The following is a 24162-nucleotide window of genomic DNA, read 5'->3' as shown; positions in this document are numbered from 1 at the left end:
TGACTGGGGTTTTGAATCTGGCGGAAGCGGTGAGATTCGAACTCACGGAGGACTCACACCCTCGTCGGTTTTCAAGACCGGTGCATTAAACCACTCTGCCACGCTTCCATGGCCGCCATCATATAAATAAATTGCCGAATTAGCAATAAAATTTAGTAAAACTTGTGTAAAAACCGGTTTATTCAGCTAAAAATCAGCCGGAAAGAATAAGTTAACAAAAATAAAAACTCAGTAGGACGAAACAATAAATAAAGTCAGCAGCAACGAATCAATTGGCGCTTTGAGATGCCGTATTTCTCTTCGTCTATATCCCTTCATTCCTGCGACAGGAATTTAAGCAGCCATAAAAAAACCCAGCCTGTAGACTGGGTTTTTGAATTTGGCGGAAGCGGTGAGATTCGAACTCACGGAGGACTCACACCCTCGTCGGTTTTCAAGACCGGTGCATTAAACCGCTCTGCCACGCTTCCATGGCCGTCATCATATAAATAAAAATCGCCCTTGGCAAATATTTTTATAATTTCCCTGCATCAACTGAACAAAATAAAATCAATTCTATTAATTTGCTGAATTTTCTGGCTTTTCATAATCAATCGAGTTGATATACCAAAGCTTCTTACCTGACGGTGTAATAACCTCGATTTCGTCATCCACCTGCTTGCCCAACAAGGCACGTGCCATAGGAGACTCAATCGAAATATGCTGTGGATGATGATCATAAATTTCATCGACCCCGACGATCCGCAAATTCTTTTGTTCACCCTGTTCATTTTCAATTTCAACCCAGGCTCCAAAATAGACTTTTCCTTCCTGTTCAGGTGAAAAATCAATAATTTTTAGCTCTTCTAAACGCTTACCCAGATAACGCACTCGACGGTCAATCTTGCGTAACAACTGCTTGTTGTACTGGTAATCGGCGTTCTCTGAACGGTCGCCCAGACTGGCCGCCCAGTTTACCTTTTTGGTAATTTCCGGACGTTCTTCATGCCACAGATTCTTAAGTTCTGCCACTAATTTATCGTGTCCGCCACGGGTGATCAGGTTTGATTTCATTGCGCTTAACTAAGTTAATTTGCTCATTATTGACAACTCATCAGCTTATTTTATTCACCATTTTAGGGCAAGCTTAATTTTAAAAAAAATTCCCTAATAAATTTAACCACTTAAATTACATTTCAAAAATAAATCACCTACAAAATTTGACAATCATTTTTTACATCATTACTATGCACCCATCTTTTGAAATTGATCACTTTTTACTCTATGTAGTTTTTCTACACAATCCCTTGTAATTCTCTTGTCATTCTGAATGACGTCATGACTGCCCAACCCTTATTGAATTTATCAAACTTTTAAAAGTTTCAGGCTGTGTTACCTGTAATTTTTAGGGCATAAATTACTAGTAGCGGAGACAACATGCACAGTAGTTCAACCACTGGGTCTACGAGGCTTTGCCTAAGATCTTTTATTTCTTCTCTCCCCGTTAAAGCACTTGTATTAAGCACTGTATTTATTCCTTTTCACAGCCTGAATGCAAGCAACACTGCCTTGCAGTATGACCAGGTAGTCAACAGTCAGCAGCTGACCGTTGTGGCGGTCAAAAATCCGAGTACCGTCTTTCAGGATGGTGAACATCTGCATGGGTTTGGTTATGACCTGGTGCGTAGCTATGCCAACAACCTGAATGTCAAGCTGGACTTTAAAATTGTTCCTGACAATGCCACTGCCCTGTTATGGGTGGCTAAAGGAAAAGCCAATCTGGCGATGACCACATCAGATATACAGGCTATTGAAAAGCAACGCTTAACTGGGTTCTCTGCGACCTGTGGAGATCAGTATAGCCTGTCCAGCAACGGCCTGAATACCAATCTGAATCTGGTCTTTAAGTCGGCGAATGATCCACTCAGCCAAACAGCAAGCGCTTTTGTCTGTCGCGGCAAACAAAGTGGTGCCATTAAACAGCTGGCTTCTTTTTATAACCGCAATGTGGTACAGCAAGAGTCCTGGAATACCATTCAGCGTGATTTAAGCAATCGCCTGCCCATCTACCAGGCCAGCTTTAAGCAGACAGCCAAACAATATGACCTGGACTGGCATTTACTGGCAGCCATTGGTTATCAGGAATCCTATCTTAAACCGAACTCAGTTTCACCAACGGGTGTACGCGGCCTGATGATGCTGACCAATAGTACAGCCAAAGCAATGGGCGTCAGCAACCGCACCGATCCACTGCAAAGCATCCAGGGTGGTGCCAAGTACTATGACCAGATGCTGGATCGCTACGAGCATATTCCTTATCCAGACCGGAACTGGTTTGCGCTGGTGGCTTATAATATGGGTCCAGGTGCCGTCAATCAGCTGCAAAAGCGGATTCAGGCCCAAGGCAAGAATCCAAATAACTGGGTGAACTTATATGCCTATCTGGATCAGAACAAAGCCAATAATGGCCGTTACCGTCAGGCAGTACAATATGTGACGCGTATCCGTGCTTATTTAGAGCATATCAAGACCACGCCACAGCTGGTAAATATCTAAATATCCCGTATTTAAAACTGGCAGACATAAAAAAAGCTTACCTTCGGGTAAGCTTTTTTGGTTTATACGAGCGTTCAGCGAGAATTATGCTGTCGTATTTTCAAGCACTTTTTTGAACAGGTCTTTTTGCGCCTGACTTGGTTTTGCAGTTTGCAGCGCCATTAATTGCGACATATCGCCCTGTACTTTAATTTTACCTGTCATGAAGGCTTGCATTGCGGCAGCCATATCAAATTCCAGGAAGACTTTACGTAAGGTCTCTGCATCCATATTTAAGGTTGTTTTCGCATTTGAAGACAGACCTTTTTTGATCACGCCACCATCTAAAGATAATTCAGTATTACCTGTTGTATCCGCAACCACCAAATTAATTGCAAGGTTTGCCAAAGCGGGTGGCAAATCCAGATTACCCGCTTGTGCAGTCAATGTATCTACAGTTGAAAACCAATCATCAGATAAAAAAACAGGCATGATCTTTCCTCAATTTATTTGTTCATTTGTGTCGACTATCCAGACGACATCAGGGTGAGCATTTATGCTAGTACCTTGTTATAACATGATCATTGTGGCAATGGCTAACAAATTTTGTACGCACCGTTCAATTTTTGTAGTTCTGGTTTTAAGTTATTTTTCAGCAACTCGAGTGTTGACTCTTCCCCGAGAGGCAACGACACATATTTTTGAGCTGATCTAAAATATAAGGCAGGAAATTGCATCATTTTCAAGCAATGACATCTAATGCTAGAGCAGCAAAATATACTTTTTCCCTTGCGCTTTCAATAAAGCAAGGTTGGTCATTTCTTATATAGTTAGAAGACCCTCATAATTTATAGCGTCATTCTTTTATAAGGGGTCAACAACGCAGGCATCAGCCCGAAAGCTGATGCCTGCTTTTTAGTCTTAGTCTAAGGCAAAGCCAAGATTGACCATATTGATACGGCGGTTCTCACCTTCAACAGCCTCTTCAGTCGAACAGCTGCCTTTAAAATCAAATTCGCGTTGGCTGTCCAGCACTTCAAAATCAAATAGCTCGCGATCTGCCAGCTGAGATGGCGATACGTTTTGCAGGGCACCAAAAATGCTGTGCAAACGTTTAGGATGCGCTTTATCCCAGTCACGCAGCATGTCATTAATAATGGCACGTTGCAGATTGTCCTGCGAACCACACAGGTTGCATGGAATAATCGGGAACTGGCGCATTTCTGCATATTTGATAATGTCTTTTTCTTCCACATAAGCCAGCGGACGAATCAGGATGTTCTTTTTGTCAGAAGACAACAGCTTCGGCGGCATGGCTTTCAGGCTGCCACCATGGAACAGGTTCAGGAAGAAAGTCGCCAGAATATCATCACGATGATGGCCCAGCGCCACTTTGGTGGCCCCGATTTCCTGAGCAAAGCCATACAGTGAACCACGGCGTAAGCGTGAACAGACTGCACAATAGGTCTTGCCTTCAGGTGTCAGCTTTTTAGTGATGCTATAGGTATCTTTTTCCAGGATGTAATACGGAATGTTATTTTCTTCTAAATAACGTGGCAGAACATCTTCAGGAAAACCTGGCTGTTTCTGGTCCAAATTTACCGCCACCACATCAAAGTTGATCGGTGCAATGCGCTTGAACTGAAGCAGGATATCTAACAAGGTATAACTGTCTTTACCACCAGAAATACACACCATGACCTTATCGCCGTCTTCAATCATCTTGAAGTCGCGAATGGCATGTCCGACCTGGCGGCGAAGCTTCTTCAACAAACGGTAGTAAGCAGAGCTGGTTGGCGGTTCAGGTTTGAAATTAAATCCTTGCTCGGGTTCAACTGGCGAGTACATAGACGAGACTAACCCATAAATAAAAATACCGCGCAATTTTAGCCGATTCGGGTGCATATCGCATCAAAAGAATTTAATTTCCTGCAAATGTCATGCTAGCTTCATGTTGATGCTTTATTTAAATAGCTAGGCCGAAACTTTTGCGTTCATTTTTCCAGCAAAGTGCTTATCTTTTACACTTTTCCACAGTTGTCCACAAAAGCTGTGGATAACTTTGTGGATTGAAAATGACTTGACAACTTGTCCGCCTCCAAATTTAAGGCTTCCCCTTAAATTGATCACTTATTGATCAATTTATTTTTTCATAAAAAACAATGTCTTACCCCTGTCAAGCCTAGGCTTTTAAATTAAATAAAAATTTTTTTTGATGAATAAACTCTCAAACAGATCTTGCATTTACAAACTCGTTTAGAAATAAAGCACAGAATACTGTTCATTCCGTAATTTTTTGTTAAACTCACCCCTGAACTTTACTCGCTTATTATCTGTCAAATATAAACAATGAAAATAAAGCTATCTTGGTTGGGGTGTCATCTGATTAGTGCAGTAGTCTGCCTGCAGAGCAGTCAACTTGCCTCTGCCGGTGAAACGATCTATCAATTGCGTGACAGCAATGGCAGTACCTTATTGACCAATAAAAAGAGCCGTTATAATCATTTACAGGTCGAAAAGAAGACCTACTATCCAGACAGTAATATTCACAGTTATAGCAACTGGGGCAACAGCGAAGCTGCTGTTTTACCAAGCTATAGTAAAAATAAAGATGCTTTTGATGCCATTATCCGTCAGGCAGCACAGACCCATGGTATTTCCGAAGGTCTGATTAAAGCGGTGATGCATACCGAATCCGGTTTTAATGTGCATGCACGTTCTCCGGTTGGAGCACAAGGCCTGATGCAACTGATGCCAGCTACGGCACGCCGCTTTAATGTCAGCAATGCGTATGATCCGCACCAGAATATTATGGCAGGTGCCAAATACCTGGCTTGGCTGATGAAACGTTTTAATGGCAATACCACGCTGGCATTGGCCGGCTATAATGCCGGTGAAGGCAATGTCGCCAAATATAAGGGCGTCCCTCCCTTCCGTGAAACTCAGGACTATGTTCGCCGGGTAACGAGCCGTTATCAGAATTTATATAGTAATGGTGTCCATGTTTCACAGGCCAGTTATTCCGCTTCTGCCGATCAGGGCCGGGTGATTGCCAGTTCAGCCCACTATACTACGCCTGCGACCAATACAGCCCCAATGCAGGCTGCTGCTCAATATCAACGTCAGGTGATTGTGAATGCCGATGGCAGCTATACCGATGCTCCGATAGGCTCTTATGCCACCGCAAATGCTTCAGCAGCAGCAAAAATCTATTTGAGTGATTAATAATAAAGATTTTTTTGCTCGAAAATGGCCTGTAATTCAGGCTAAACTCCTGCTAACTTTTTGTAGCTGATTGCGAATTTTTTCTTGAATTTTTAATAATTCCACCTCATATTGAGTTCAATGATTTTATTTGCTAATCAGATTATTTTTCTATAATAAGAGGATTTCTCAATGATGCGGATTGGTTTGTTCTTGCTAACCAACCTCGCGGTACTGGTTGTAGCTGGCATTATTCTGTCACTCTTCGGTGTCGGTAGTTACCATGGCGCGGGTGGCTTGAATCTAGGCAACCTGTTAGTCATCTGTTTTGTGTTTGGTATGGTAGGTTCCCTAATTTCCCTGTTCATGTCTAAATGGATGGCGAAAAAGACCACAGGTACTGAACTGATTGACCCGAATGCGCCACGTAATCAGGCAGAAGCATGGTTACTTCAAGAAGTTGCGCAACTGTCTCAACGTGCTGGTATTAAAATGCCAGAAGTCGGAATTTTCCCGTCTTATCAGTCGAATGCCTTTGCAACTGGCTGGAACAAGAATGATGCGCTGGTATCAGTATCGACAGGCTTGCTGGAACGCATGAACAAAGACGAACTACGTGCAGTGCTGGCGCATGAAATCGGTCACGTTGCCAATGGCGATATGGTCACACTTGCGCTCATCCAGGGTGTAGTGAACGCGTTCGTGATGTTCTTTGCTCGTGTGGCAGGTGATTTCATCGACCGTACTTTCTTTGGCCGTGAAGAAGGCGAAGCTCCAGGGATTGGTTATTTTGTCATTACCATCGTTCTGGATATTGTCTTTGGTATTCTGGCTTCTGCCATCGTGTTGTGGTTCTCGCGCTATCGCGAATACCGCGCTGATGAAGCGGGTGCACGTCTTGCAGGCAAGCAGGCCATGATTTCAGCCTTATTACGTTTACAGGCCGAATCAGAAATGCCGGATGCGATGCCAAAAGAGATGAAGGCCTTTGCCATTGCTGAAGGTCAGTCTCAGGGTTTCAGTCTTGCAGCTCTCTTCCAGACGCACCCGACAATTGAACAGCGTGTCGCGGCCCTACAACAGCTTGATTGTCCTTAATCAACCGGTTGTTCCTGATTTAAAAAAAGTCTGCATCTGCAGGCTTTTTTCTGGCGTTTTAAAGTGCGTTGATTCATATCTTAAAGCTTTGGAGTTTAGCTGCTCATCCATTGATACAATACAAAACTCCCCCATCCAATGAGACCAGTCAGCAAAATCAAGAATAAAGCCCCCAGCAGATCAGGAATATGAATCCACACCCAGGCCACCACAGGATTGCGCCAGAACCTGGACTGCTGCTGTTTACGCTCCAGACTTTCATGTAAAAAAGGATGCACCACATGATCGTCGCTAAGGATCTGATATTCCTGCCTGATATGATCATGCACAACATCTAATGCCTTACGGCTAGGGCGTATGAAAATATCAAAGATGGTGCCCACTACTGGAATAAAGCCGACCACGGCATCCAGTACAGCCAGTTTCATGACCGGATTTAACTTGCTGCGCGGTACACCAACCTGCCTGGCTTTATAGATGGCATAACAGGTCAAGACAAATCCGGCTAGATCGCCCGCGACTGGAATTGTACTCAAGGCAGCATCTGCTCCTACGCCCTGTTTGGTAAATGGAATCCTGACCAGGGAATCCATCAGATTGGCGAATTTGGCCAGATCCCGTTCCAGACGGATGACTTCCTGTTGGGTCAAGACTTTCTTGCTGTCAGAATCAGACATGTTTAGGTCCAAATTTTCTATTTATTTCGTGAGCATACCGTATGCTAAAGCCTAGGATATATAAATCTGTCAATCAGAGCAGCAGTTTTGACGCTACAAATAGATAGATTACCACACCAGTTGCATCACAAATTGAGGTGACCAAGGGAGCCGAAGCACTGGCCGGATCCATATTAAAGCGATTTAGAATAAACGGCAGGCTCATCCCAATCAGGCAGCCCATCACCACAATTCCCACCATACTGATGGCCAGAACAATAGCGACCATCATATCTCCTCGAATATAGCCCAGAATCGAAACTGCAAAAGCCATGGTTATTCCCAGGCATAAAGCGACCAGAATTTCCCGGCTGAGCAGACTGAACCAGTCCTTAAATTCCACATCATCCGTGGCAAGCGCACGTACCATCAAGGTGGCCGACTGAGAACCGGCATTCCCGCCGCTCCCGACCAGCAGCGGCAGAAAAAATACCAAGACGATATTGGCCGCAATAATCTCTTCAAAATGTGCAATCCCAATTCCTGAGAGCAGGCTACCAAAAATCAGCACGACCAGCCAGAATACACGCTTCTGATACAAGGTCAGAATCGGTGCGGTTTTCAGGCTGAGTTCATCCAGAGGCTCAACTGCACCCGACTTTAAGATATCCTCGGTAGTTTCAGCTTCTACAATATCCAGTGCATCATCATAAGTGATAATTCCCAGAATCCGTTTATGCTCATCCACTACCGGCAAAGCCATAAAATCATAATAGGCCAAAGCACGCGCCACACTTTCCTGATCATCTTCGAAATGGGCATATAGAACATCGCGGTGCATGACTTCTGCAATCGTCTTTTGTGGATCGGACTGAATAATCTCCCGCAAAGAAATAACCCCGATTAACTGCTCCTGCTCATCTACGATATAAACCAGATAGATGGTTTCCTGAGGAGTGGCCACCATTCTTAAGGTCTGAATGGCCTCATCCATGCGTAAATCCTGATGCAGCTTGACAAAACTGGAGCTCATCAGCGCCCCCGCAGTGCCTTCTGGATAAAGCGCCAAATTCTTCAAGGTCTGCCGGGTGTCTTCAGACAGTTGCGGCATCAACTGTTGCTGATACTCCGAGCTTAAACGCTTATACACATCGACAAAGTCATCCGGATTCATGGTGTTCAGAATAGGAATGATGATGGCTGCTGGCAGTTGCTCGGCCAGGCTGACCTGTTGATTGAGTGGCATAAACTCAAATGCTCCGCGCGGCTCATCCAGCTCTTGCAGAATCTGCACCTGCTCGTCTAATTTCAATCCTTTCAGAATACGCGCCTGATCTGCAACATTTAACAGATTTAACAGGCCCATCGCTTCCTGATAATGCTCAGAGCGAAGCTGTTGCTGCACATGATGTATTTTTTCGGCGATTTGTGGCATGGAATTCTCTTTTTTAATCTTGATGCGTCATGTCATTGTTCGGGTCTGTCCTGCGTATTCCCTATTTCCAAGGCTAAGATAAATCAGCAGGATATTCATTATTAATCATGCAATACCTGATTCTCATCACAGCGGATAAATCAGAATTTTGCCGCGCACAATAGAAGAGCCTGATCAGCTCAGACTCTTGCTCGCTTGAATGAGACAGATGACTAGGCGGGTGAGTGTTTACGAAACAGGCTGCGGATCAGTACATACATAAATGGGGTAAAGATCAGGACCAGTACCGTGCCGAAGATCACACCTCCCAGCACACTGACTCCAATTTCCTGACGGCTGACCGCACCAGCACCGAAGGCAAAAACCAATGGCATAATCCCGGCACCAAATGCTAGCGAGGTCATCAGAATCGGACGTAAACGCAGGGAGGCTCCTTCTAGGGCAGCCTCGATCACCGTTTTTCCTTTATCCTGAGCCAAAGAAGCAAACTCTACAATCAGGATGGCATTTTTACAGGACAGGCCAATCGTCGTCAGTAATGCAATCTGGAAATAGATATCATTTGGAAAACCGGCCAGAGAGCTGAAAATAATATTCCCCCCAATCCCCAAAGGAATGGCTGACATCACCGCGGTTGGAATACTCCAGCTTTCATATAAAGCAGCCAGACACAGGAAAATAAAGCCAACGGAGACCAGATAAAGCCAGATCGCCTGGTTATTGGACTGTTTTTCTTCAAAAGATAAACCACTCCAGACCACATCCACACCCTCTTGCTGACCGACCAGATGCTCTACATCCTGCATGGCTTGACCAGAACTGGCACCTTTGCTGATATCTGCTTCCATTTGCAGTGCAGTATAGCCCATAAAACGGTTGACGACCTCAGGGCCACCACTCCAGCCGACCTTAGAAAAATTACTGAATGGAATCATCTGGTTCTGATCATTACGTACATGCCATTGTGCCAGATCCTCGGGTTTGGAACGAAACTCTGCATCGCCCTGCATAATCACCCGTTTAATCCGGCCACGATCAATAAAGTCATTAATATAGTTGCCGCCCCAGGCCGCTGAAAGCGTGCTGTTGATTGCTGACTGGCTTAAACCATTGGCCATGGCCTGTTTCTGGTCAATATTGACTTTAAGTTCGGCTTTTTCAGGATTGGAACGCTTATCCAGATTTTCAAAGCTACTATATTGAGCTGCACTAGCCTGCATATTCTGGAACTGCTCTTCCAGATACTGACGGCCATTGCCATTAATATCACGAATCCAGAAATCCAGGCCGTCGGTTTGTCCCAGACCATTCACCGATGCAGGCATACTAATATTGATCTGAGCATTGGGATTATCACGGAAATGTGCCATGGCACGTTCACGAATCGCCTGCGCGGTATTTTCTCCCCCTGAACGATCATCCCAATGCTTCAAGGCTACAAAACCGGTCGCCAGGTTCTGACCGGTACCTGAGAAGTTACGACCATAACGTATCATGACCAGATTAATATTGGCTTTTTCCTGTTCCAGAAAATATTGACGTACCTGCTCACCCACTTGAATAGTATTTTTCATAGGGGCACCTTCCTGCAGGCGAATTTGCAGGCTCAGAATTCCCTGATCTTCACTGGGCAAAAAGCTAGTCGGTAAAGCGCGGTAAAATAGAGCAAAAATGCCAATCAACCCGATAAAGAGCACTAGACAGATCTCTTTATGTTGCAAGGTCATGGTGGAAAGATGCACATAACGATCTTTTAAATTGTCGAGTTTCTGGTTAAAGCAGCTGGCCCATCTTACAGGTTGAGGATTCGTCTTGAGTATAAGTGCGCAGAGTGCCGGGGTCAGGATGAGCGCCACCATCAGGGAAAGCGACATGGCAGCAACCAACGTAATGGAAAACTGACGATAGATCACGCCGGTTGATCCCCCAAAGAATGCCATCGGAATAAACACCGCAGTCAACACCAGAGTAATCCCGACTAGGGCACCACTGATTTCCTGCATGGATGCCAAAGCTGCCTCTTTGGCAGACAGCTGCTGCTCGTGCATCAGACGCTCTACATTTTCCACCACGACAATCGCATCATCGACCAGTAGACCAATCGCCAGCACCATCGCAAACAGTGTCAGAGTATTGATGCTCAACCCCAGCGCATATAACACCGCCATCGTTCCCAAAATGACCACAGGCACAGTAATTGCAGGAATCAGGGTTGCCCGCCAGTTCTGCAGGAAAATAAACATGACTATAATCACCAGGATGACTGCTTCGATCAGGGTTTTTACAACCTCCTTAATCGACTCCTGCACAAATGGCGTATTATCCCGGGGATAGGCGATTTTATAGCCTGGGGGTAATTGTGTGGCAATACGGGAAATTTCGGCCTTGATCAGTTGTGAGGTAGCAATGGCATTCGCCCCGGAGGCTAGTGAAATTCCCAGACCAGCCGATGGAAAACCATTATTAGTGCTATAAGACTGATAATTTTCAGCTCCCAGTTCTACCCTCGCCACATCTTTTAAATAGATAAAACTGCCATCTTGAGCAGATTTCACAATAATATTTTCAAACTCTTCGACCGTTTTTAAACGGCTGCCAGAGGTGACTTTGGCATTCAGATACTGGTCTTCGACCGTAGGCAGGTCTCCTATCGCCCCGGCAGCCACTTGGGTATTCTGGGCTTCGACTGCTGCCCGTATATCGCTCGGCATCAGGCTATATTGTTTGAGTTTGGCCGGATGTAGCCAAATCCGCATGGCGAACTGTGAACCAAAAACATCCACCTCGCCCACCCCATCAATCCGGGCAATATCCTGCTCCAGATGAGTCATTAAATAGTCCGAAAGTTCGATATTGCTGCTGCGCCCACTTTCGTCATACAGACTGATGACCATATGGGTATCTCCCAGAGACTTAAAGACATTAACTCCCTGACGCTGTACCTCTTCCGGCAAGCGGTTTAAGACCCCGTTAATGGCATTTTGCACCTGCACCTGTGCGGTATCCGGATCTGTCCCATTTTCAAAACTGATGCTGATCCGGCTTCGTCCCGAAGAATCACTACTGGAACTAAAGTACAGCAAATGATCAATCCCTTTGATTTGCTGTTCTAAGACTTGGGTGACACTCTCCTCCACCGTTTCAGCAGAGGCACCGGTATAGGTAGCCGCCACAGTGATCCGAGGTGGTGCAATGTCAGGATATCGTTCCACAGCTAAATTCATCACCGCAAAAAGCCCGATCGCCATCACGACTATGGCCAATACACCGGCAAAAATAGGACGATGAATAAAAAATTTAGACAACATAAGTCCGGATCACTTCAGATTTGATGAACGATAAGAAGGTACACAAAATAAACAAGCTTTATGGATATTCAATGACATAGCTTGAGAATGCAAGAATTAAACACAAAAAGCTGTGATAACACCCAATCATGAAGAAATAATGAATACCTGAAAAGCAGGCTGTAAAGAGCGTTTTATTTTTTTGTTTGTATTTTTTTTGACATAAAAAAAACCCTGCATAAGCAGGGTTTTTTTCGAATCAGTTCAGTGCTTATGCAGAGAATTGGTTCATCGTGTTTTTCGCATCGTCACCCGCTTTAAGCGCGTTGTCACCAGCGAAGATTTCTTTGTGGTCATCACCGATGTCAGAACCTGCCATTGCTTGGTGTTTAACACACGCGATACCACCACGGATTTCTTTACGTTGTACGCCAGCAACATAAGCCAACATACCTTCAGAACCGAAGTAACCTTCAGCCAGCTCATGAGTAGAAAGAGCAGCTGTGTGGTAAGTCGGAAGTGTAATCAAGTGATGGAATACACCCGCTTCACGAGAAGCATCTGCCTGGAATGTACGTACTTTCTCATCAGCATCAGCAGCCAATTCAGAGTTGTCGTACTCAGCGCTCATTAACTTAGCACGGTCGTAAGCAGAAACGTCTTTACCTTCAGCAACCCAACGGTCGTAAGCTTGTTGACGGAAGTTTAAAGTCCAGTTGAACGATGGAGAGTTGTTATAAACAAGTTTCGCATTTGGAACAACTTCTTTAACACGGTTAACCATGTGAGCGATTTCTTCAACGTTTGGCGTTGCAGTTTCGATCCACAGAAGGTCAGCACCGTTTTGTAAGCTAGTTACACAGTCAAGTACAACGCGGTCAATTTGAGTGCCTTCACGGAACTGGTACAGACCAGACGCTAGACGCTTAGGACGGTGTAATTTACCATCACGCTTGATCAGGATTTCGTCTTCTTGAGCTTCAGAGATATCAATTTCTTGAGTGTCTAGGTAGCTGATGTATTGAGAAGCAATGTCGCCTGGCTCTTTAACCACTGGGATTTTTTGAGTCAAGTCAGCGCCTTCAGAGTCAGTACGCGCAACGATAATACCATCGTCAAGACCCATTTCCAGGAACGCATAACGTAACGCGTGGATTTTAGCGATGAAGTCTTCGTGTGGAACAGTTACTTTACCAGCTTGGTGACCACATTGTTTCGCGTCAGACACCTGGTTTTCGATTTGAAGTGCACACGCACCCGCTTCGATCATTTTTTTAGCAAGCAAGTAAGTTGCTTCTTCGTTACCGAAACCAGCATCGATGTCCGCAATGATTGGCACAACGTGAGTTTCGAAGTTGTCGATTTGTGCAGTGATTTCGGCAACTTTAGCTGTATCACCAGCTTCTTGAGCCTTTTTAAGTTCACGGAACAGATCGTTTAATTCTTTTGCGTCAGCTTGACGTAAGAAAGTGTAGATTTCTTCAATTAATGCAGGAACCGAAGTTTTTTCGTGCATAGATTGATCAGGAAGAGGACCGAATTCTGAACGAAGTGCAGCAACCATCCAACCAGAAAGGTAGATATAACGCTTAGAAGTTGTACCGAAGTATTTCTTGTTCGCGATCATTTTTTGTTGTGCGATGAAACCATGCCAGCAACCCAGAGACTGAGTGTATTTGCTAGGATCAGCATCATATTCAGCCATATCACGACGCATAATCGCCGCTGTATATTTAGCAATGTCTAAACCAGTTTTGAAACGGTTTTGCATTTGCATACGCGCAGCATCTTCAGGACTGATGTCTGCCCAAGTATTACCGAATTTCGCTTTTAATTCGCGGATTGCATCAATCGCTGTTTGGTATGTAGTCATGATCTTTTCCTGTAATAATATTAGGATTTTTCTACAACAAGTAGCAAAAATCGTACCCTCAACAACCTGTTTAGATTTTCGCCGCCCCGTTGGGATAGCTAAAGATTAGTGGGCTTGTCAAAATTAATCCAATATTCTCCCAGAATCTTCACTATTTATTTAAAAAATATATAGATAAAGGTCTAAAGATAATTCAATATGCTAGACATAAGACATTGTTTTTAAATATTTTTAATATATAAGAATTTGCTTACAAATTACCCAACATGTTTAAATTTTATCCATGCGACTTAAGTCGGACTTGGAAATTTTAGGTAATATAAATGGCAAATTCCGCCATTTTCGGGAATTTGAACTGTCCTATTCGGGTCTTCACCGCTGTTATTTTTTATACAGCCGACAGATTGATTGAGCCACCTCAGACTTGACGCTACGGGTTTTAAGGCTAAAAGTGTGCAACATACCTGACTTTGTTTTAGACTATTCTCCATTCAGTTTCTTGCCACGTTGAGCACTATAAAATTAAAAAATGTGCCGAAAAAGCATGGATAAAATTTCAGCAAATTCAGCTTGATTTATCAAAATCAGCTGGGCTTTTTTTCTTCAATTCCACACACAAACCCCGGTTGTTATGGCATAATCAACATAATTTCATGATTTTATTTTCGGTATTTATTTTATGAATCTGGAGCGGGTCGATCTTAATTTATTAATTTATCTTGATGTACTTTTACGTGAAAAAAATGTGACTCGGGCTGCTGAACAACTGGGGGTCACCCAGCCAGCAATGAGTAATATTTTACGTCGTTTACGCAATTTATTTAATGATCCCCTGCTGATTCGCTCGTCTGAAGGCATGACCCCGACCGAACGGGCGCTGGAATTACAGCCAAGAATTCGCGATGCGCTGGCGGATTTATCGATGATTCTGGAGCCACGTACCGAGTTCCGTCCTTATACATCAAATCGCGTATTCCGGATTATGACCTCAGACTACGCAGAAGCTACACTGGTTCCACGTTTAGTCAAAGCCTTGCGTTCAGAAGCACCCAATGTGGTTCTCGACTTTTTAACCCCAAGTGATGTGTCCTACCGCGACATGGAACAGGGTAAGGTCGATCTGGCCATTAACCGTTTCAATGAAATCCCGCAAAGTTTTCACCAAGTGCTGGTTTGGCGTGACAGTTTTTCCTGTCTGCTGAACAATAAACACCCGGCCGCCAGCAATTTAAATCTAAAAAGCTATCTGGATGCCCAACATATCTGGGTGTCTAAAACAGGGATGGGGGTTGGCTTTGGGGTTAACCCAGAGAAACAGGCCGGCTTGGGCTGGATTGATCAGGCGCTGGAACGGATTGGCCAGAAACGTAAGATTTCCGTGTTTACCCGACATTATCAGATGCCAGCACTTTTGGCCTCGAATGTCGATTTGATCGCCACCTTGCCTAGCCGGATTGCACGCTTGCAAGCCAAAAATCAAAACTTGCAGATTAAAGATCCGCCCTTTTATATTCCAGAGTTTGAGTTGAAAATGGCATGGTGCCCTCTATTGCATCATCATCCGGCCCATCGCTGGTTACGTCAGCTCATTCTGTATGTGGCACGTCAAATGATTGAAGAAGAAAACCGCGAGTTTATGCTGAATAATTCGCAATTTTCACACTATTAAATTGAATAGCGTCTAAATTCTTCTTTTTTAAGCTTATACTGTAAGGACTTGAGAGCTGCTGTTTACCTCTCAAGTCTTTTTTGTGTTAAAAATATTCCAATATAATACTAATCCACAGGTGAATTTGTGAGCCTCTTTCAAAACATCGTGGTTATCCTGATACTGATCGCGGGGGCTGGTTTTTTATCTTTAACAGAAATCGCGCTCGCCGGTGCCCGCAAAGTCAAACTGAAAATTTTGGCCGAAGCAGGAGATAATCGCGCTCAAAAAGTTTTAGATTTACAAGGAAATTCTGCTGACTTTTTTGCCGCTTCTCAAATCGGTTTAAATGCGGTTGCTATTCTCGGCGGTATTTTGGGGGAAGGTGCTTTCCGCCCTTATATCATTGAGTTTATTGCACGTTTTTATCAAGGTCCCTGGGCAGAAACCATTGCTTTCTCGCTGTCATTTACTATCGTCACCTCGCTTTTTATTTTATTTGCCGACCTGATGCCCAAACGTCTGGCGATGATTGCGCCTGAAAAAATTGCCGTTTCGGTCATTAACCCGATTCAGGTCTTTATCTTGGTCTGTAAACCGCTTGCCTGGTTTATCAATGTCATTGCTAACATGCTGTTTCGCCTGTTTAAGGTCAATACTGTGCGTGATGACAATATTACCTTTGATGATATTTCAGCGGTAATGGATGCAGGTGCACAAGCTGGCGTCTTACAAAAGCAGGAACATCATTTCATTGAAAATGTGTTTGAGCTTGAAGAGCGTAATGTGCCTTCAAGTATGACCACGCGTGAAAATGTGGTGTATTTCACCTTAAACGAAACTGAGGACAGTATCCGCCAAAAGCTGGCTGAATATCCTTATTCCAAGTTTCTGGTCTGTAATGAACATATCGATGAAGTAATTGGTTATGTAGATGCCAAAGATATTTTGGTGCGGATTTTAAATAACCAAAAAATCAACCAGCTGAATGAATCCACGATTCGTAATGTATTGACTATTCCAGATACATTGACCCTGTCTGAACTGCTGGACCGTTTTCGTTCTACCAAAGAAAAATTTGCTGTGGTTATCAATGAATATGCCTTGGTGGTCGGCGTGATTACCCTGTCCGATGTCATGATTACCGTGATGGGAGACTGGGTCACTCCTCTGGAAGGCGACCAGCAGATTATCAAGCGCGATAGTAATTCCTGGCTGATTGATGGCAGTACGCCTATTGAAGACATGAAACATGCGTTAGAAATCAATGAAATGCCGGATCAGGACAACTATGAGACTCTGGCCGGTTTTATGATGTTTAAGTTGCGTAAGATTCCTCGTCCTGCCGATGTCGTCCTGCATGCTGGTTATAAGTTTGAAGTGGTAGATGTTGACCATTTTAAAATTGACCAGCTTTTGGTGACCCGTATGTTAGAAATTAAAGATGAATCCCCACAGGAATCAGAGTAATCTGATTCCTGTCACTTCAAATACAAAAATAATCAGCGTATAAAATGAATTTTATTGCCCTTCTGGCCTGTCTGGCTTTTTATTCCGCCCTTTATCTTTTATATTTCTTTTTTGCCAAACAGCAGAATCCTTTATTGCTGTTGGCTGCCATTGGCATGCTGTGCATGACCGTACTTATGACTCCCTATCCTTTTGAGAAAAGACGGTATGGTTTTGATGCCACCCTCAACTTTGGCAACTATCTTTATTGGCCGCTTTATAGCTGGTGGCGAGTATTTACTTTCCCAATCCGCTGGCTCTTGTCTTTGTTTTTTCATGATTAAAAAAAGCACCGCTCTTGGTGCTTTAATCAGGGTCTATTGCCATTGCATAAATGGATTGCGCTATAAGAGCTAAAACTGAGCAGATGATGCATGAAACGAGGAAAACAGCGAGACTATTGCCAAGTTTTATAACGAAATCTGAGAAGTTTTAGCTCCATGCGCAAGAACAAAGCATAGATGAAGTGTTAACACCCCCAAATCTATCAGGCTTTAAACTTTAGTCAGTAAAACATCTAACACGGCCTGATAGTGAATCTGAATATCGTCTTGCAAAATCTTATAGGCATTATCGTACTGTACCATTGGCCAGCCTTCTTTCCAGAACGGAAAAATATTATGCAGGTCATGTGTGACAATAGCATCTTCACGGGCAATCGCCTGTGCAATTTGGGCCAGTACAAAAGCAGTTTCTGCGCCATCAATTGCCAGATAATCAATCCCGCGTGCTTTTAAAATGCGGATACGGTCTTTCTTATAGCGAATCTTTTTAATCTGAGCTTCATTTAAGTGCAAGGCCAGTGCAACGGCTTCCACGAATTTCGCTTCAAATGACTGATGCAGGGCGACCAATGCCTGTTTGTGCGCTTCCTGACGACCCGCTTTACCACCCTGACGAATGACTTCTAATGCTTCAGTATCGAGTTCATCATTCTTCATACTTTGAAGAATGTCTAGAATTTCGATGTCGCTTAAAGCCTCAGGAGATTGATCAGTCATACACTGTCCTTAAAAATAATCTTTAATTGACTATTTTCGCATAAATCCTAACTAAAAAACTAAAATCTTGTGCTGTCAGTGCCGATAAGTCTAAAAATTTTGTTGAGCCTATCATTCTTGGACAGATCCTCTATAGTAGGGCCAGTCTCTTCCGCAATTCTGGTTTCATAATGCGCACCGAACAGGTCAGTTTTCTGTTACAGCAACTGCAATTGCTTTATCCCGCTGCCTTTAAAAGAAATTATCTGTTCTATAGCCAACTCAAGACACACGGTATATTGCTAGAAGATCGCAAGGCAATAATTTCCTGGATTCTGGCCGGCATGATTTTTATACCGGTCTGCCTGTTGTTACGGGATTTTTTGCAGCTCTCATTTCCAAAACTGTCTGCCTTTCAGACGCAAAGCACAGCTATCTTGATAATCCTGCTCTTTCTGATGCTGGTGGTGCCTTTCATCCTCAAGCAGGTCAAACATTCTTCTTATTCTCTTTATCATGTCTTGCGCTATGCTCCACTCAAGTTGACAGTGGTCATTATTTTAGAAGGTTTAAATCTACTAGTTCTGGAAAATGAATGGGTCATGTGGGGCTTGTTCTTTTTTGGTCTAAGCGTTGGATTTGTGCGTATTTATAAAGAAAACCTGTTTCGTAGCAGTACCCAAAACCATGAATATTATCAATTGCAACAACTCCGCCGCGCGTGTTTCTGGGCTTATCGTCAAACCGTTGCCCTGCGCCTGCAATTAATTTTTTCTGCTAAAGATCACCCACAATATAAGCAACGCAAACAGCAGCTCGAGTGCTATGCCGAGCTTTATACCCGTTTGCTCAAGTCTGAATATGAGTACTGCAAAACGCTTAAATATCTCGATATAGAGACCTATCTGAATGAGCGGCACTAAGCCTGATCCTCTCCAGTTGTTTTAAATCAGCTTTTTACAAGGCCAAGCTTCAGTGATGGAATTTATTCGGGTTCATGAGAGATGATTCACATCTTAAGTCGCAAAACTGATTGAAAATAAAGCATTCGTAGAGAAATTTGCTTGCCAAGCTTTATTTCGTCCTCTATGATTGCGCACATGCCCGAGTGGTGAAATCGGTAGACACAGGGGATTTAAAATCCCCCGCCCACAAAGCGTGCCAGTTCGAGTCTGGCCTCGGGCACCATTTTAATTCTGGTTAAAATGGTGCAATAAAAAAATCCAGCATTAAGCTGGTTTTTTTGTGCCTGAATTTTCTTTGCCACCCGAAATCTTCATGTCAGAATTAAAATCATTCAATTTCGCCAGATTACAATTACAGCATCCCGATGCTTTTTTTCTGAAACTGCATTACAGCCGCTTCAAGTTTAGTACGCTACAAAAAATCCAGTTTGTGATTGCCCTTAATCTGCTATCGCTGCTGATTTGTCTGCTTTGCAGTCTGGGTTCAATTGCTTTGGAATATTATTTCTTTCATGAAGCCCAAGCAGCCTTTAACATGAGTTTGATGCTGCTCATTACGCTATTTTACCCTTATATGGCCTATATCCAGTATCAGGCCAAGTTCAGTTCCAAAGTCTATGCCGCACATCTACAGCACTGTCTGTATCTGCACATTCCAATCTTCTTGGGTCTTCTAGTTAACCTTTATCTGATTCATTCAGACTGGCTGGTTATTCTGAGTATGCTGCTGGTTTCGGTTTTATTAGGTGGAGCTGCTATTTTAGAGCCGTTTTTTAAGCCTAATACAAGCGTTCTGGATCAGGTTCGACTGCAAAAACTTCGCCAGCTCGCCTTCTGGGCCTATCAGCAATCGCGTTCTCAGTCTCCACAATATGTCCCCGATCAACCTGATCTGCCCGCCTATTATAAAAGCCTTCATATACGCTGCATGCAGGAAGAACAGCAACTTCTTCAGCGTATCCGCTTCACCAGCTTTAAAGACTATTTTAAGAACACATAAAAAAGCCCTGTATTTACAGGGCTTAAAATGATTGGGTGTTACCATTCACGGTTAGCGACCAGCTCTTCCACCTCGAGATCAAACAGACCAAGCTCCTGTACCACCATCATCATGGCTTCTGCAATATAATCTGCAGCCGTACCATCCAGAGAAGAATCCAGATCTTCAAACTGCGGCTTCATGGCATTAATTTCAGCAACCGCAAGATGTGCAAGTGGATATACCTCTTGCTCAGTCAAACCGGACTTTGACACTTTTTCAGCGAAACGCTCAATGTGCTGCTTAACCTCAGCAACCAGAATATCGGGATAATATTCATCATCGAACATAGGGAGAAGTAAATCTGCAAACATTACAGGTACTCTAAAAGATGATAGTCAAATAAGCGTGCTGTATAACACATTGCTGATCAAAAGCCAAACAGCCCGCTGTGGCCACCTGTCTTCCAGTTATTAAATTGCCTGCTGCATCGCCTGCCAGATCTTGATTGCGTCTACGGTGGCTTTTACATCATGGACACGCACCATGCAGGCCCCTTGCTGGATACTGAGTAAATGTGCGGTTGCCGAGCCTACTGCGCGCTGCTCTGGGTCTGTAGCGTCCAATACCGCTCCAATAAAACGTTTACGTGATAATGCCGATAAAATCGGATAGCCCATCTCAGTCAGTTTATAAAACTCTTGAAGTAATTTCAGATTTTGCTGGGCATTTTTAGCAAAGCCAAAGCCTGGATCAATCATGATATGTTCAGGCCTAACTCCCGCGTCCAGAGCATCCTGAACCCGCTGGCCCAGTTCACGCATGACGTCCTTAGTGACATCCTGATATTGATCTAGATTGTTCATGGTGGTCGGCTCACCACGCATGTGCATGACAATCACGGGGATATTCAACTCTGCCGCAGTTGCTAATGCCAGCGGACGAGTCAGCGCACGTACATCATTCCAGATATGTGCGCCTGCTTTGACCGCAGCCTTAATCACTTCTGGCTCTGAAGTATCAATGGAGATAATCACATCATGTTTGGCCAGTGCCTCAACCACCGGCACCACTCGACGGATTTCTTCTTCTACTGTGACTACAGATGCACCGGGACGGGTAGATTCCCCACCAATATCAATAACTGTTGCACCTTCTGCTAGCATAGCCAGTGCCCGCACGAGTGCAGCATCTTTAGAGTTGTGTCGTCCGCCATCGCTAAAGGAATCTGGAGTCACATTTAAAATCCCCATTACCTGCGGCTGAGACAAATCCAGGGTTAAACGACCAAAATTCCAGATTTGTGGACGTAGCGGCTTCAGCTGCATGTGTAATCTCCATGATAAATTTGCGACTTATTGTCCATGTTCTATCAGACAACGCAAGCTGTGTTCTGCCTGGCCTGCAAAAGAATCAGGCATGATGTTCTGAAAACTGCTCTAGTTTGGCTTTTACCTCGAACCATTCGTTCTGAAGAATACTAAACATCACCGTATCACGAATGGTCTTGCCATCTTTTCTTAGGGTATGACAGCGTAGGGCACCCTCTTGTCTAGCACCTAAAACCTGAATTGCTGCCTGACTCCACAAGTTCAGATGATCAGTTCTAAACGCAACCACTTGAGCCTGTAAGATTTCAAAGGCATGTTTCAGCAATAAGTATTTGCAGGCTGGATTGACATGAGTATCCTGAAATCTTTGTGCATACCAAGTATAGCCAATCTCAAGTCTAGGAATTTCTGGCTTAATATCATGATCACTGATTGAACCAATGGCTCGATTGCTCTGCTCATCAATCACTGCAAAAGCTAGACCTTCATCCCTCGCCTGCTGCACTAAAGCTTTCTCAATATAGACTTCAACTGTTTCTGGATAAGGTGCAGAGGCATAAAAAACCTCTCTCAATTTATCATCAGCACAGGCAAGTTTCAGATTCTCCATATGCGCTCGATAAAGGCTCTAATCGTACTCCGTATCCACTGGAGACTAATAAATTCGTGTTGATTTTATAGCTCTTTTATTTTTATAAGCTCCGCAATTTAACCTACTTTGCAGCAATTTTTATAGTTATAAAAAAACCACCCGAAGGTGGTTTTAATTTTTCACTTAGTTCGCTGGTAATGGCGGAGGAGTCATCGGACCATCGTTCGGTGTTACATCAATTACAGGGTTTTCTGCAACATACACCTTCGGTGGTTGAGGCTCACGACCTTCCATGATGTCTCGAATCTGTTCACGATCAATCGTTTCCCATTCCAGCAGGGCTTTCACCATTGCATGTGCGATATCTTTGTTATTTTCAAGGATATCTCGTGCAACCTTGTATTGCTCATCAATGATGCGGCGAACTTCAGTATCCACCTGTTGCTGGGTAGCTTCAGAAATCGTACGACTACCAATACTGCCCATGAAAGATTGCTGTGAATCATCTTCATAGACCATGACGCCCAATTTGTCAGACATCCCGTATTTGGTCACCATTGCACGTGCCATTTTAGTTGCACGTTCAAAGTCATTCGATGCACCTGTTGACATCTGGTTAATAAAGACTTCTTCTGCAATACGGCCACCAAACAGGATTGAAAGCTCATTCAGCATCTTGTCTTTATAATGACTGGTCTGGTCGTGTTCAGGCAACTGCCAGGTCACACCTAACGCCCAGCCACGCGGCATGATCGTTACCTTATGCACCGGGTCTGTACCTGGAAGCATTTCAGCCACAATCGCATGACCAGCTTCATGATAAGCCGTTGCACGACGCTCTTCCTCACGAAGTACCATCGATTTACGCTCAGGCCCCATATACAACTTGTCTTTGGCATCTTCAAAGTCATGCATGTCGACCGTGTTTTTGTTACGGCGTGCGGCAAATAATGCTGCTTCGTTTACCAGGTTGGCCAGCTGTGCACCAGAGAAGCCCGGTGTACCACGCGCCAGCACTTTGACATCGACCCCTGTGGTAGAAGGCAGTTTTTTCAGGTGAACATTTAAAATTTGTTCACGACCTTTAATGTCTGGCAGGCCAACCATCACTTGACGGTCAAAACGGCCCGGACGCAGTAAAGCTTTATCCAGCACGTCTGCACGGTTCGTTGCAGCAATCACGATAATGCCTTCATTACCTTCGAAACCATCCATCTCAACCAGCATCTGGTTCAGGGTCTGTTCACGTTCATCGTGACCGCCACCCGTACCTGAACCACGGTGACGACCGACTGCATCAATCTCATCAATGAAAATAATACATGGCGCATGACGTTTTGCCTGTTCGAACATGTCACGCACACGAGATGCACCCACACCGACAAACATTTCAACGAAGTCAGAACCTGAAATACTAAAGAATGGAACTTTGGCTTCACCAGCAATTGCTTTGGCCAGCAGGGTTTTACCTGTACCCGGAGGACCGACCATCAATACGCCTTTGGGAATGGTCGCACCAAGACGTTTGAACTTTGCAGGATCTTTAAGAAAATCAACAATTTCAACTACTTCTTGCTTGGCTTCATCACAACCAGCCACATCAGAAAAGGTCACTTTGATCTGGTCTTCAGAAAGCATTTTCGCTTTAGATTTACCAAAGCTCATCGGGCCATTCTTGCCACCTGCGCCACCACCCATGTTGCGCATAAAGAACATGAATAACAGAATGATCAAAAGCACAGGGAAACTTGCAATTAGCAATTGCATGAGCAGACCTTGGCGCTGAGGTGCTTCACCTTCAACCACCACATTATTCTTAATCAGGCTTGGCATCAGTTCAGGATCCTGAACTGCCGGACGAATACTTTCAAACTCTGAACCGTTTGATTTTTCGCCACGAATCCTTTCGCCGTCAATTGTAACTTGTTTAATTTGGCCAGCATTGACCGCGGCAACGAACTCTGAATAGTTCATTGTAGTCGGTTGATTGCGGTCACTGACGTTGCTGAAGATGAGCACCAGCACACCCAGTATCACGAGCCACAATACGGCATTCTTAAAAAGATCGCTCAAAGCTTTATTTCCCATTCC

Annotated in this window: 19 protein-coding genes, 3 tRNA genes and 1 pseudogene; 9 read left to right on the top strand and 14 right to left on the bottom strand. The window is 44.1% G+C overall.

The genetic code is table 11. The features are described from left to right. Positions 1–18 precede the first annotated feature (18 nt). From NI461_RS04190 to greB, 3 genes are all read right to left on the bottom strand, one after another. Positions 19–108 (bottom strand) — tRNA-Ser (locus NI461_RS04190). A gap of 272 nt (positions 109–380) precedes the next feature. Next, a tRNA-Ser gene (locus NI461_RS04185) sits at positions 381–470 on the bottom strand. An 88-nt stretch (positions 471–558) separates the two neighbouring features. Further along, the gene (gene greB, locus NI461_RS04180; RefSeq protein WP_151203933.1) at positions 559–1053 is read right to left on the bottom strand and encodes a transcription elongation factor GreB; all 495 of its coding nucleotides are present in this window, start codon (positions 1051–1053) and stop codon (positions 559–561) included. A 363-nt stretch (positions 1054–1416) separates the two neighbouring features. Here greB and NI461_RS04175 point away from each other — a divergent pair, with 363 nt between their 5' ends. Next, a complete protein-coding gene (locus NI461_RS04175) occupies positions 1417–2535 on the top strand; it encodes a transglycosylase SLT domain-containing protein (RefSeq protein WP_151203932.1) in 1119 nt (372 codons plus the stop codon). 84 nt (positions 2536–2619) lie between these two features. On the opposite strand, the gene NI461_RS04170 is transcribed toward NI461_RS04175, so the two are convergent. Then, on the bottom strand, positions 2620–3006 hold the full coding sequence (locus tag NI461_RS04170; protein WP_151203931.1) for an SCP2 sterol-binding domain-containing protein: 387 nt from the start codon (positions 3004–3006) through the stop codon (positions 2620–2622). A gap of 429 nt (positions 3007–3435) precedes the next feature. Further along, positions 3436–4362 (bottom strand): tRNA 2-thiocytidine(32) synthetase TtcA, encoded by a 927-nt coding sequence (ttcA, locus tag NI461_RS04165; protein ID WP_151203930.1) that lies wholly within the window; start codon positions 4360–4362, stop codon positions 3436–3438. A gap of 501 nt (positions 4363–4863) precedes the next feature. On the opposite strand from ttcA, the gene NI461_RS04160 reads away from it, so the two are divergent. Next, entirely contained in the window at positions 4864–5739 is an 876-nt protein-coding gene (locus tag NI461_RS04160) for a lytic transglycosylase domain-containing protein (protein WP_151203929.1), read from the top strand. A 171-nt stretch (positions 5740–5910) separates the two neighbouring features. After that, positions 5911–6816 (top strand): protease HtpX, encoded by a 906-nt coding sequence (gene htpX / locus NI461_RS04155; RefSeq protein ID WP_151203928.1) that lies wholly within the window; start codon positions 5911–5913, stop codon positions 6814–6816. A 95-nt stretch (positions 6817–6911) separates the two neighbouring features. Here the strand turns inward: htpX and NI461_RS04150 are convergent, their stop codons facing one another. The 4 genes from NI461_RS04150 to NI461_RS04135 all read right to left on the bottom strand — a co-directional run bounded on the left by NI461_RS04150 (position 6912) and on the right by NI461_RS04135 (position 14067). After that, positions 6912–7493, bottom strand: a complete 582-nt coding sequence (locus NI461_RS04150; protein WP_151203927.1) for a DUF4112 domain-containing protein — start codon at positions 7491–7493, stop codon at positions 6912–6914. Positions 7494–7566: 73 nt separating this feature from the next. After that, positions 7567–8907: a magnesium transporter gene (mgtE, locus tag NI461_RS04145; RefSeq protein ID WP_151203926.1), complete on the bottom strand. Its 1341-nt coding sequence runs from the start codon at positions 8905–8907 to the stop codon at positions 7567–7569. A 212-nt stretch (positions 8908–9119) separates the two neighbouring features. Beyond that, positions 9120–12215: a multidrug efflux RND transporter permease subunit gene (locus NI461_RS04140; protein WP_253156632.1), complete on the bottom strand. Its 3096-nt coding sequence runs from the start codon at positions 12213–12215 to the stop codon at positions 9120–9122. Positions 12216–12465: 250 nt separating this feature from the next. After that, positions 12466–14067: an isocitrate lyase gene (locus tag NI461_RS04135; RefSeq protein WP_151203924.1), complete on the bottom strand. Its 1602-nt coding sequence runs from the start codon at positions 14065–14067 to the stop codon at positions 12466–12468. 679 nt (positions 14068–14746) lie between these two features. On the opposite strand from NI461_RS04135, the gene NI461_RS04130 reads away from it, so the two are divergent. From NI461_RS04130 to NI461_RS04120, 3 genes are all read left to right on the top strand, one after another. Beyond that, the gene (locus NI461_RS04130) at positions 14747–15736 is read left to right on the top strand and encodes a LysR family transcriptional regulator (RefSeq protein ID WP_151203923.1); all 990 of its coding nucleotides are present in this window, start codon (positions 14747–14749) and stop codon (positions 15734–15736) included. 126 nt (positions 15737–15862) lie between these two features. Next, positions 15863–17185, top strand: a complete 1323-nt coding sequence (locus tag NI461_RS04125; RefSeq protein WP_151203922.1) for a hemolysin family protein — start codon at positions 15863–15865, stop codon at positions 17183–17185. A gap of 44 nt (positions 17186–17229) precedes the next feature. Then, positions 17230–17508 (top strand): hypothetical protein, encoded by a 279-nt coding sequence (locus tag NI461_RS04120; protein ID WP_151203921.1) that lies wholly within the window; start codon positions 17230–17232, stop codon positions 17506–17508. A gap of 210 nt (positions 17509–17718) precedes the next feature. Here the strand turns inward: NI461_RS04120 and NI461_RS04115 are convergent, their stop codons facing one another. Further along, complete coding sequence (locus tag NI461_RS04115) at positions 17719–18225, bottom strand: hypothetical protein (RefSeq protein WP_151203920.1); 507 nt, start codon at positions 18223–18225, stop codon at positions 17719–17721. Between the two features lie 170 nt (positions 18226–18395). On the opposite strand from NI461_RS04115, the gene NI461_RS04110 reads away from it, so the two are divergent. The 3 genes from NI461_RS04110 to NI461_RS04100 all read left to right on the top strand — a co-directional run bounded on the left by NI461_RS04110 (position 18396) and on the right by NI461_RS04100 (position 20169). Further along, positions 18396–19127 (top strand): hypothetical protein, encoded by a 732-nt coding sequence (locus NI461_RS04110; RefSeq protein ID WP_253156630.1) that lies wholly within the window; start codon positions 18396–18398, stop codon positions 19125–19127. Between the two features lie 179 nt (positions 19128–19306). Beyond that, positions 19307–19392, top strand: a tRNA-Leu gene (locus tag NI461_RS04105). A gap of 90 nt (positions 19393–19482) precedes the next feature. Next, positions 19483–20169: a hypothetical protein gene (locus NI461_RS04100; RefSeq protein WP_253156628.1), complete on the top strand. Its 687-nt coding sequence runs from the start codon at positions 19483–19485 to the stop codon at positions 20167–20169. A 38-nt stretch (positions 20170–20207) separates the two neighbouring features. Here the strand turns inward: NI461_RS04100 and NI461_RS04095 are convergent, their stop codons facing one another. From NI461_RS04095 to ftsH, 4 genes and pseudogenes are all read right to left on the bottom strand, one after another. Next, complete coding sequence (locus NI461_RS04095) at positions 20208–20522, bottom strand: DUF5713 family protein (RefSeq protein ID WP_151205849.1); 315 nt, start codon at positions 20520–20522, stop codon at positions 20208–20210. A gap of 99 nt (positions 20523–20621) precedes the next feature. Then, positions 20622–21476 carry a dihydropteroate synthase gene (gene folP, locus NI461_RS04090; protein ID WP_151203916.1) on the bottom strand — a complete coding sequence of 285 codons (855 nt, stop codon included), beginning with the start codon at positions 21474–21476 and terminating at the stop codon, positions 20622–20624. Between the two features lie 85 nt (positions 21477–21561). Beyond that, positions 21562–22153, bottom strand: a pseudogene (locus NI461_RS04085) (GNAT family N-acetyltransferase). Between the two features lie 101 nt (positions 22154–22254). Beyond that, a complete protein-coding gene (gene ftsH, locus NI461_RS04080; RefSeq protein WP_151203915.1) occupies positions 22255–24144 on the bottom strand; it encodes an ATP-dependent zinc metalloprotease FtsH in 1890 nt (629 codons plus the stop codon). Positions 24145–24162: the final 18 nt, after the last annotated feature.

The sequence above is a fragment of the Acinetobacter sp. S4400-12 genome (assembly GCF_024129495.1).
Classification (GTDB): Bacteria; Pseudomonadota; Gammaproteobacteria; order Pseudomonadales; family Moraxellaceae; genus Acinetobacter; species Acinetobacter lwoffii_C.
Note: the sequence above shows the minus strand (reverse complement) of the source record. Positions and strands in the feature narration are given on the sequence as shown.

Bases quoted from the DNA above. Each gene is read 5' to 3' on its own strand.
- greB (WP_151203933.1), bottom strand. From the start codon at position 1,053: ATGAAATCAAACCTGATCACCCGTGGCGGACACGATAAATTAGTGGCA.
- NI461_RS04175 (WP_151203932.1), top strand. From the start codon at position 1,417: ATGCACAGTAGTTCAACCACTGGGTCTACGAGGCTTTGCCTAAGATCT.
- NI461_RS04170 (WP_151203931.1), bottom strand. From the start codon at position 3,006: ATGCCTGTTTTTTTATCTGATGATTGGTTTTCAACTGTAGATACATTG.
- ttcA (WP_151203930.1), bottom strand. From the start codon at position 4,362: ATGTACTCGCCAGTTGAACCCGAGCAAGGATTTAATTTCAAACCTGAA.
- NI461_RS04160 (WP_151203929.1), top strand. From the start codon at position 4,864: ATGAAAATAAAGCTATCTTGGTTGGGGTGTCATCTGATTAGTGCAGTA.
- htpX (WP_151203928.1), top strand. From the start codon at position 5,911: ATGATGCGGATTGGTTTGTTCTTGCTAACCAACCTCGCGGTACTGGTT.
- NI461_RS04150 (WP_151203927.1), bottom strand. From the start codon at position 7,493: ATGTCTGATTCTGACAGCAAGAAAGTCTTGACCCAACAGGAAGTCATC.
- mgtE (WP_151203926.1), bottom strand. From the start codon at position 8,907: ATGCCACAAATCGCCGAAAAAATACATCATGTGCAGCAACAGCTTCGC.
- NI461_RS04140 (WP_253156632.1), bottom strand. From the start codon at position 12,215: ATGTTGTCTAAATTTTTTATTCATCGTCCTATTTTTGCCGGTGTATTG.
- NI461_RS04135 (WP_151203924.1), bottom strand. From the start codon at position 14,067: ATGACTACATACCAAACAGCGATTGATGCAATCCGCGAATTAAAAGCG.
- NI461_RS04130 (WP_151203923.1), top strand. From the start codon at position 14,747: ATGAATCTGGAGCGGGTCGATCTTAATTTATTAATTTATCTTGATGTA.
- NI461_RS04120 (WP_151203921.1), top strand. From the start codon at position 17,230: ATGAATTTTATTGCCCTTCTGGCCTGTCTGGCTTTTTATTCCGCCCTT.
- NI461_RS04115 (WP_151203920.1), bottom strand. From the start codon at position 18,225: ATGACTGATCAATCTCCTGAGGCTTTAAGCGACATCGAAATTCTAGAC.
- NI461_RS04110 (WP_253156630.1), top strand. From the start codon at position 18,396: ATGCGCACCGAACAGGTCAGTTTTCTGTTACAGCAACTGCAATTGCTT.
- NI461_RS04100 (WP_253156628.1), top strand. From the start codon at position 19,483: ATGTCAGAATTAAAATCATTCAATTTCGCCAGATTACAATTACAGCAT.
- NI461_RS04095 (WP_151205849.1), bottom strand. From the start codon at position 20,522: ATGTTTGCAGATTTACTTCTCCCTATGTTCGATGATGAATATTATCCC.
- folP (WP_151203916.1), bottom strand. From the start codon at position 21,476: ATGCAGCTGAAGCCGCTACGTCCACAAATCTGGAATTTTGGTCGTTTA.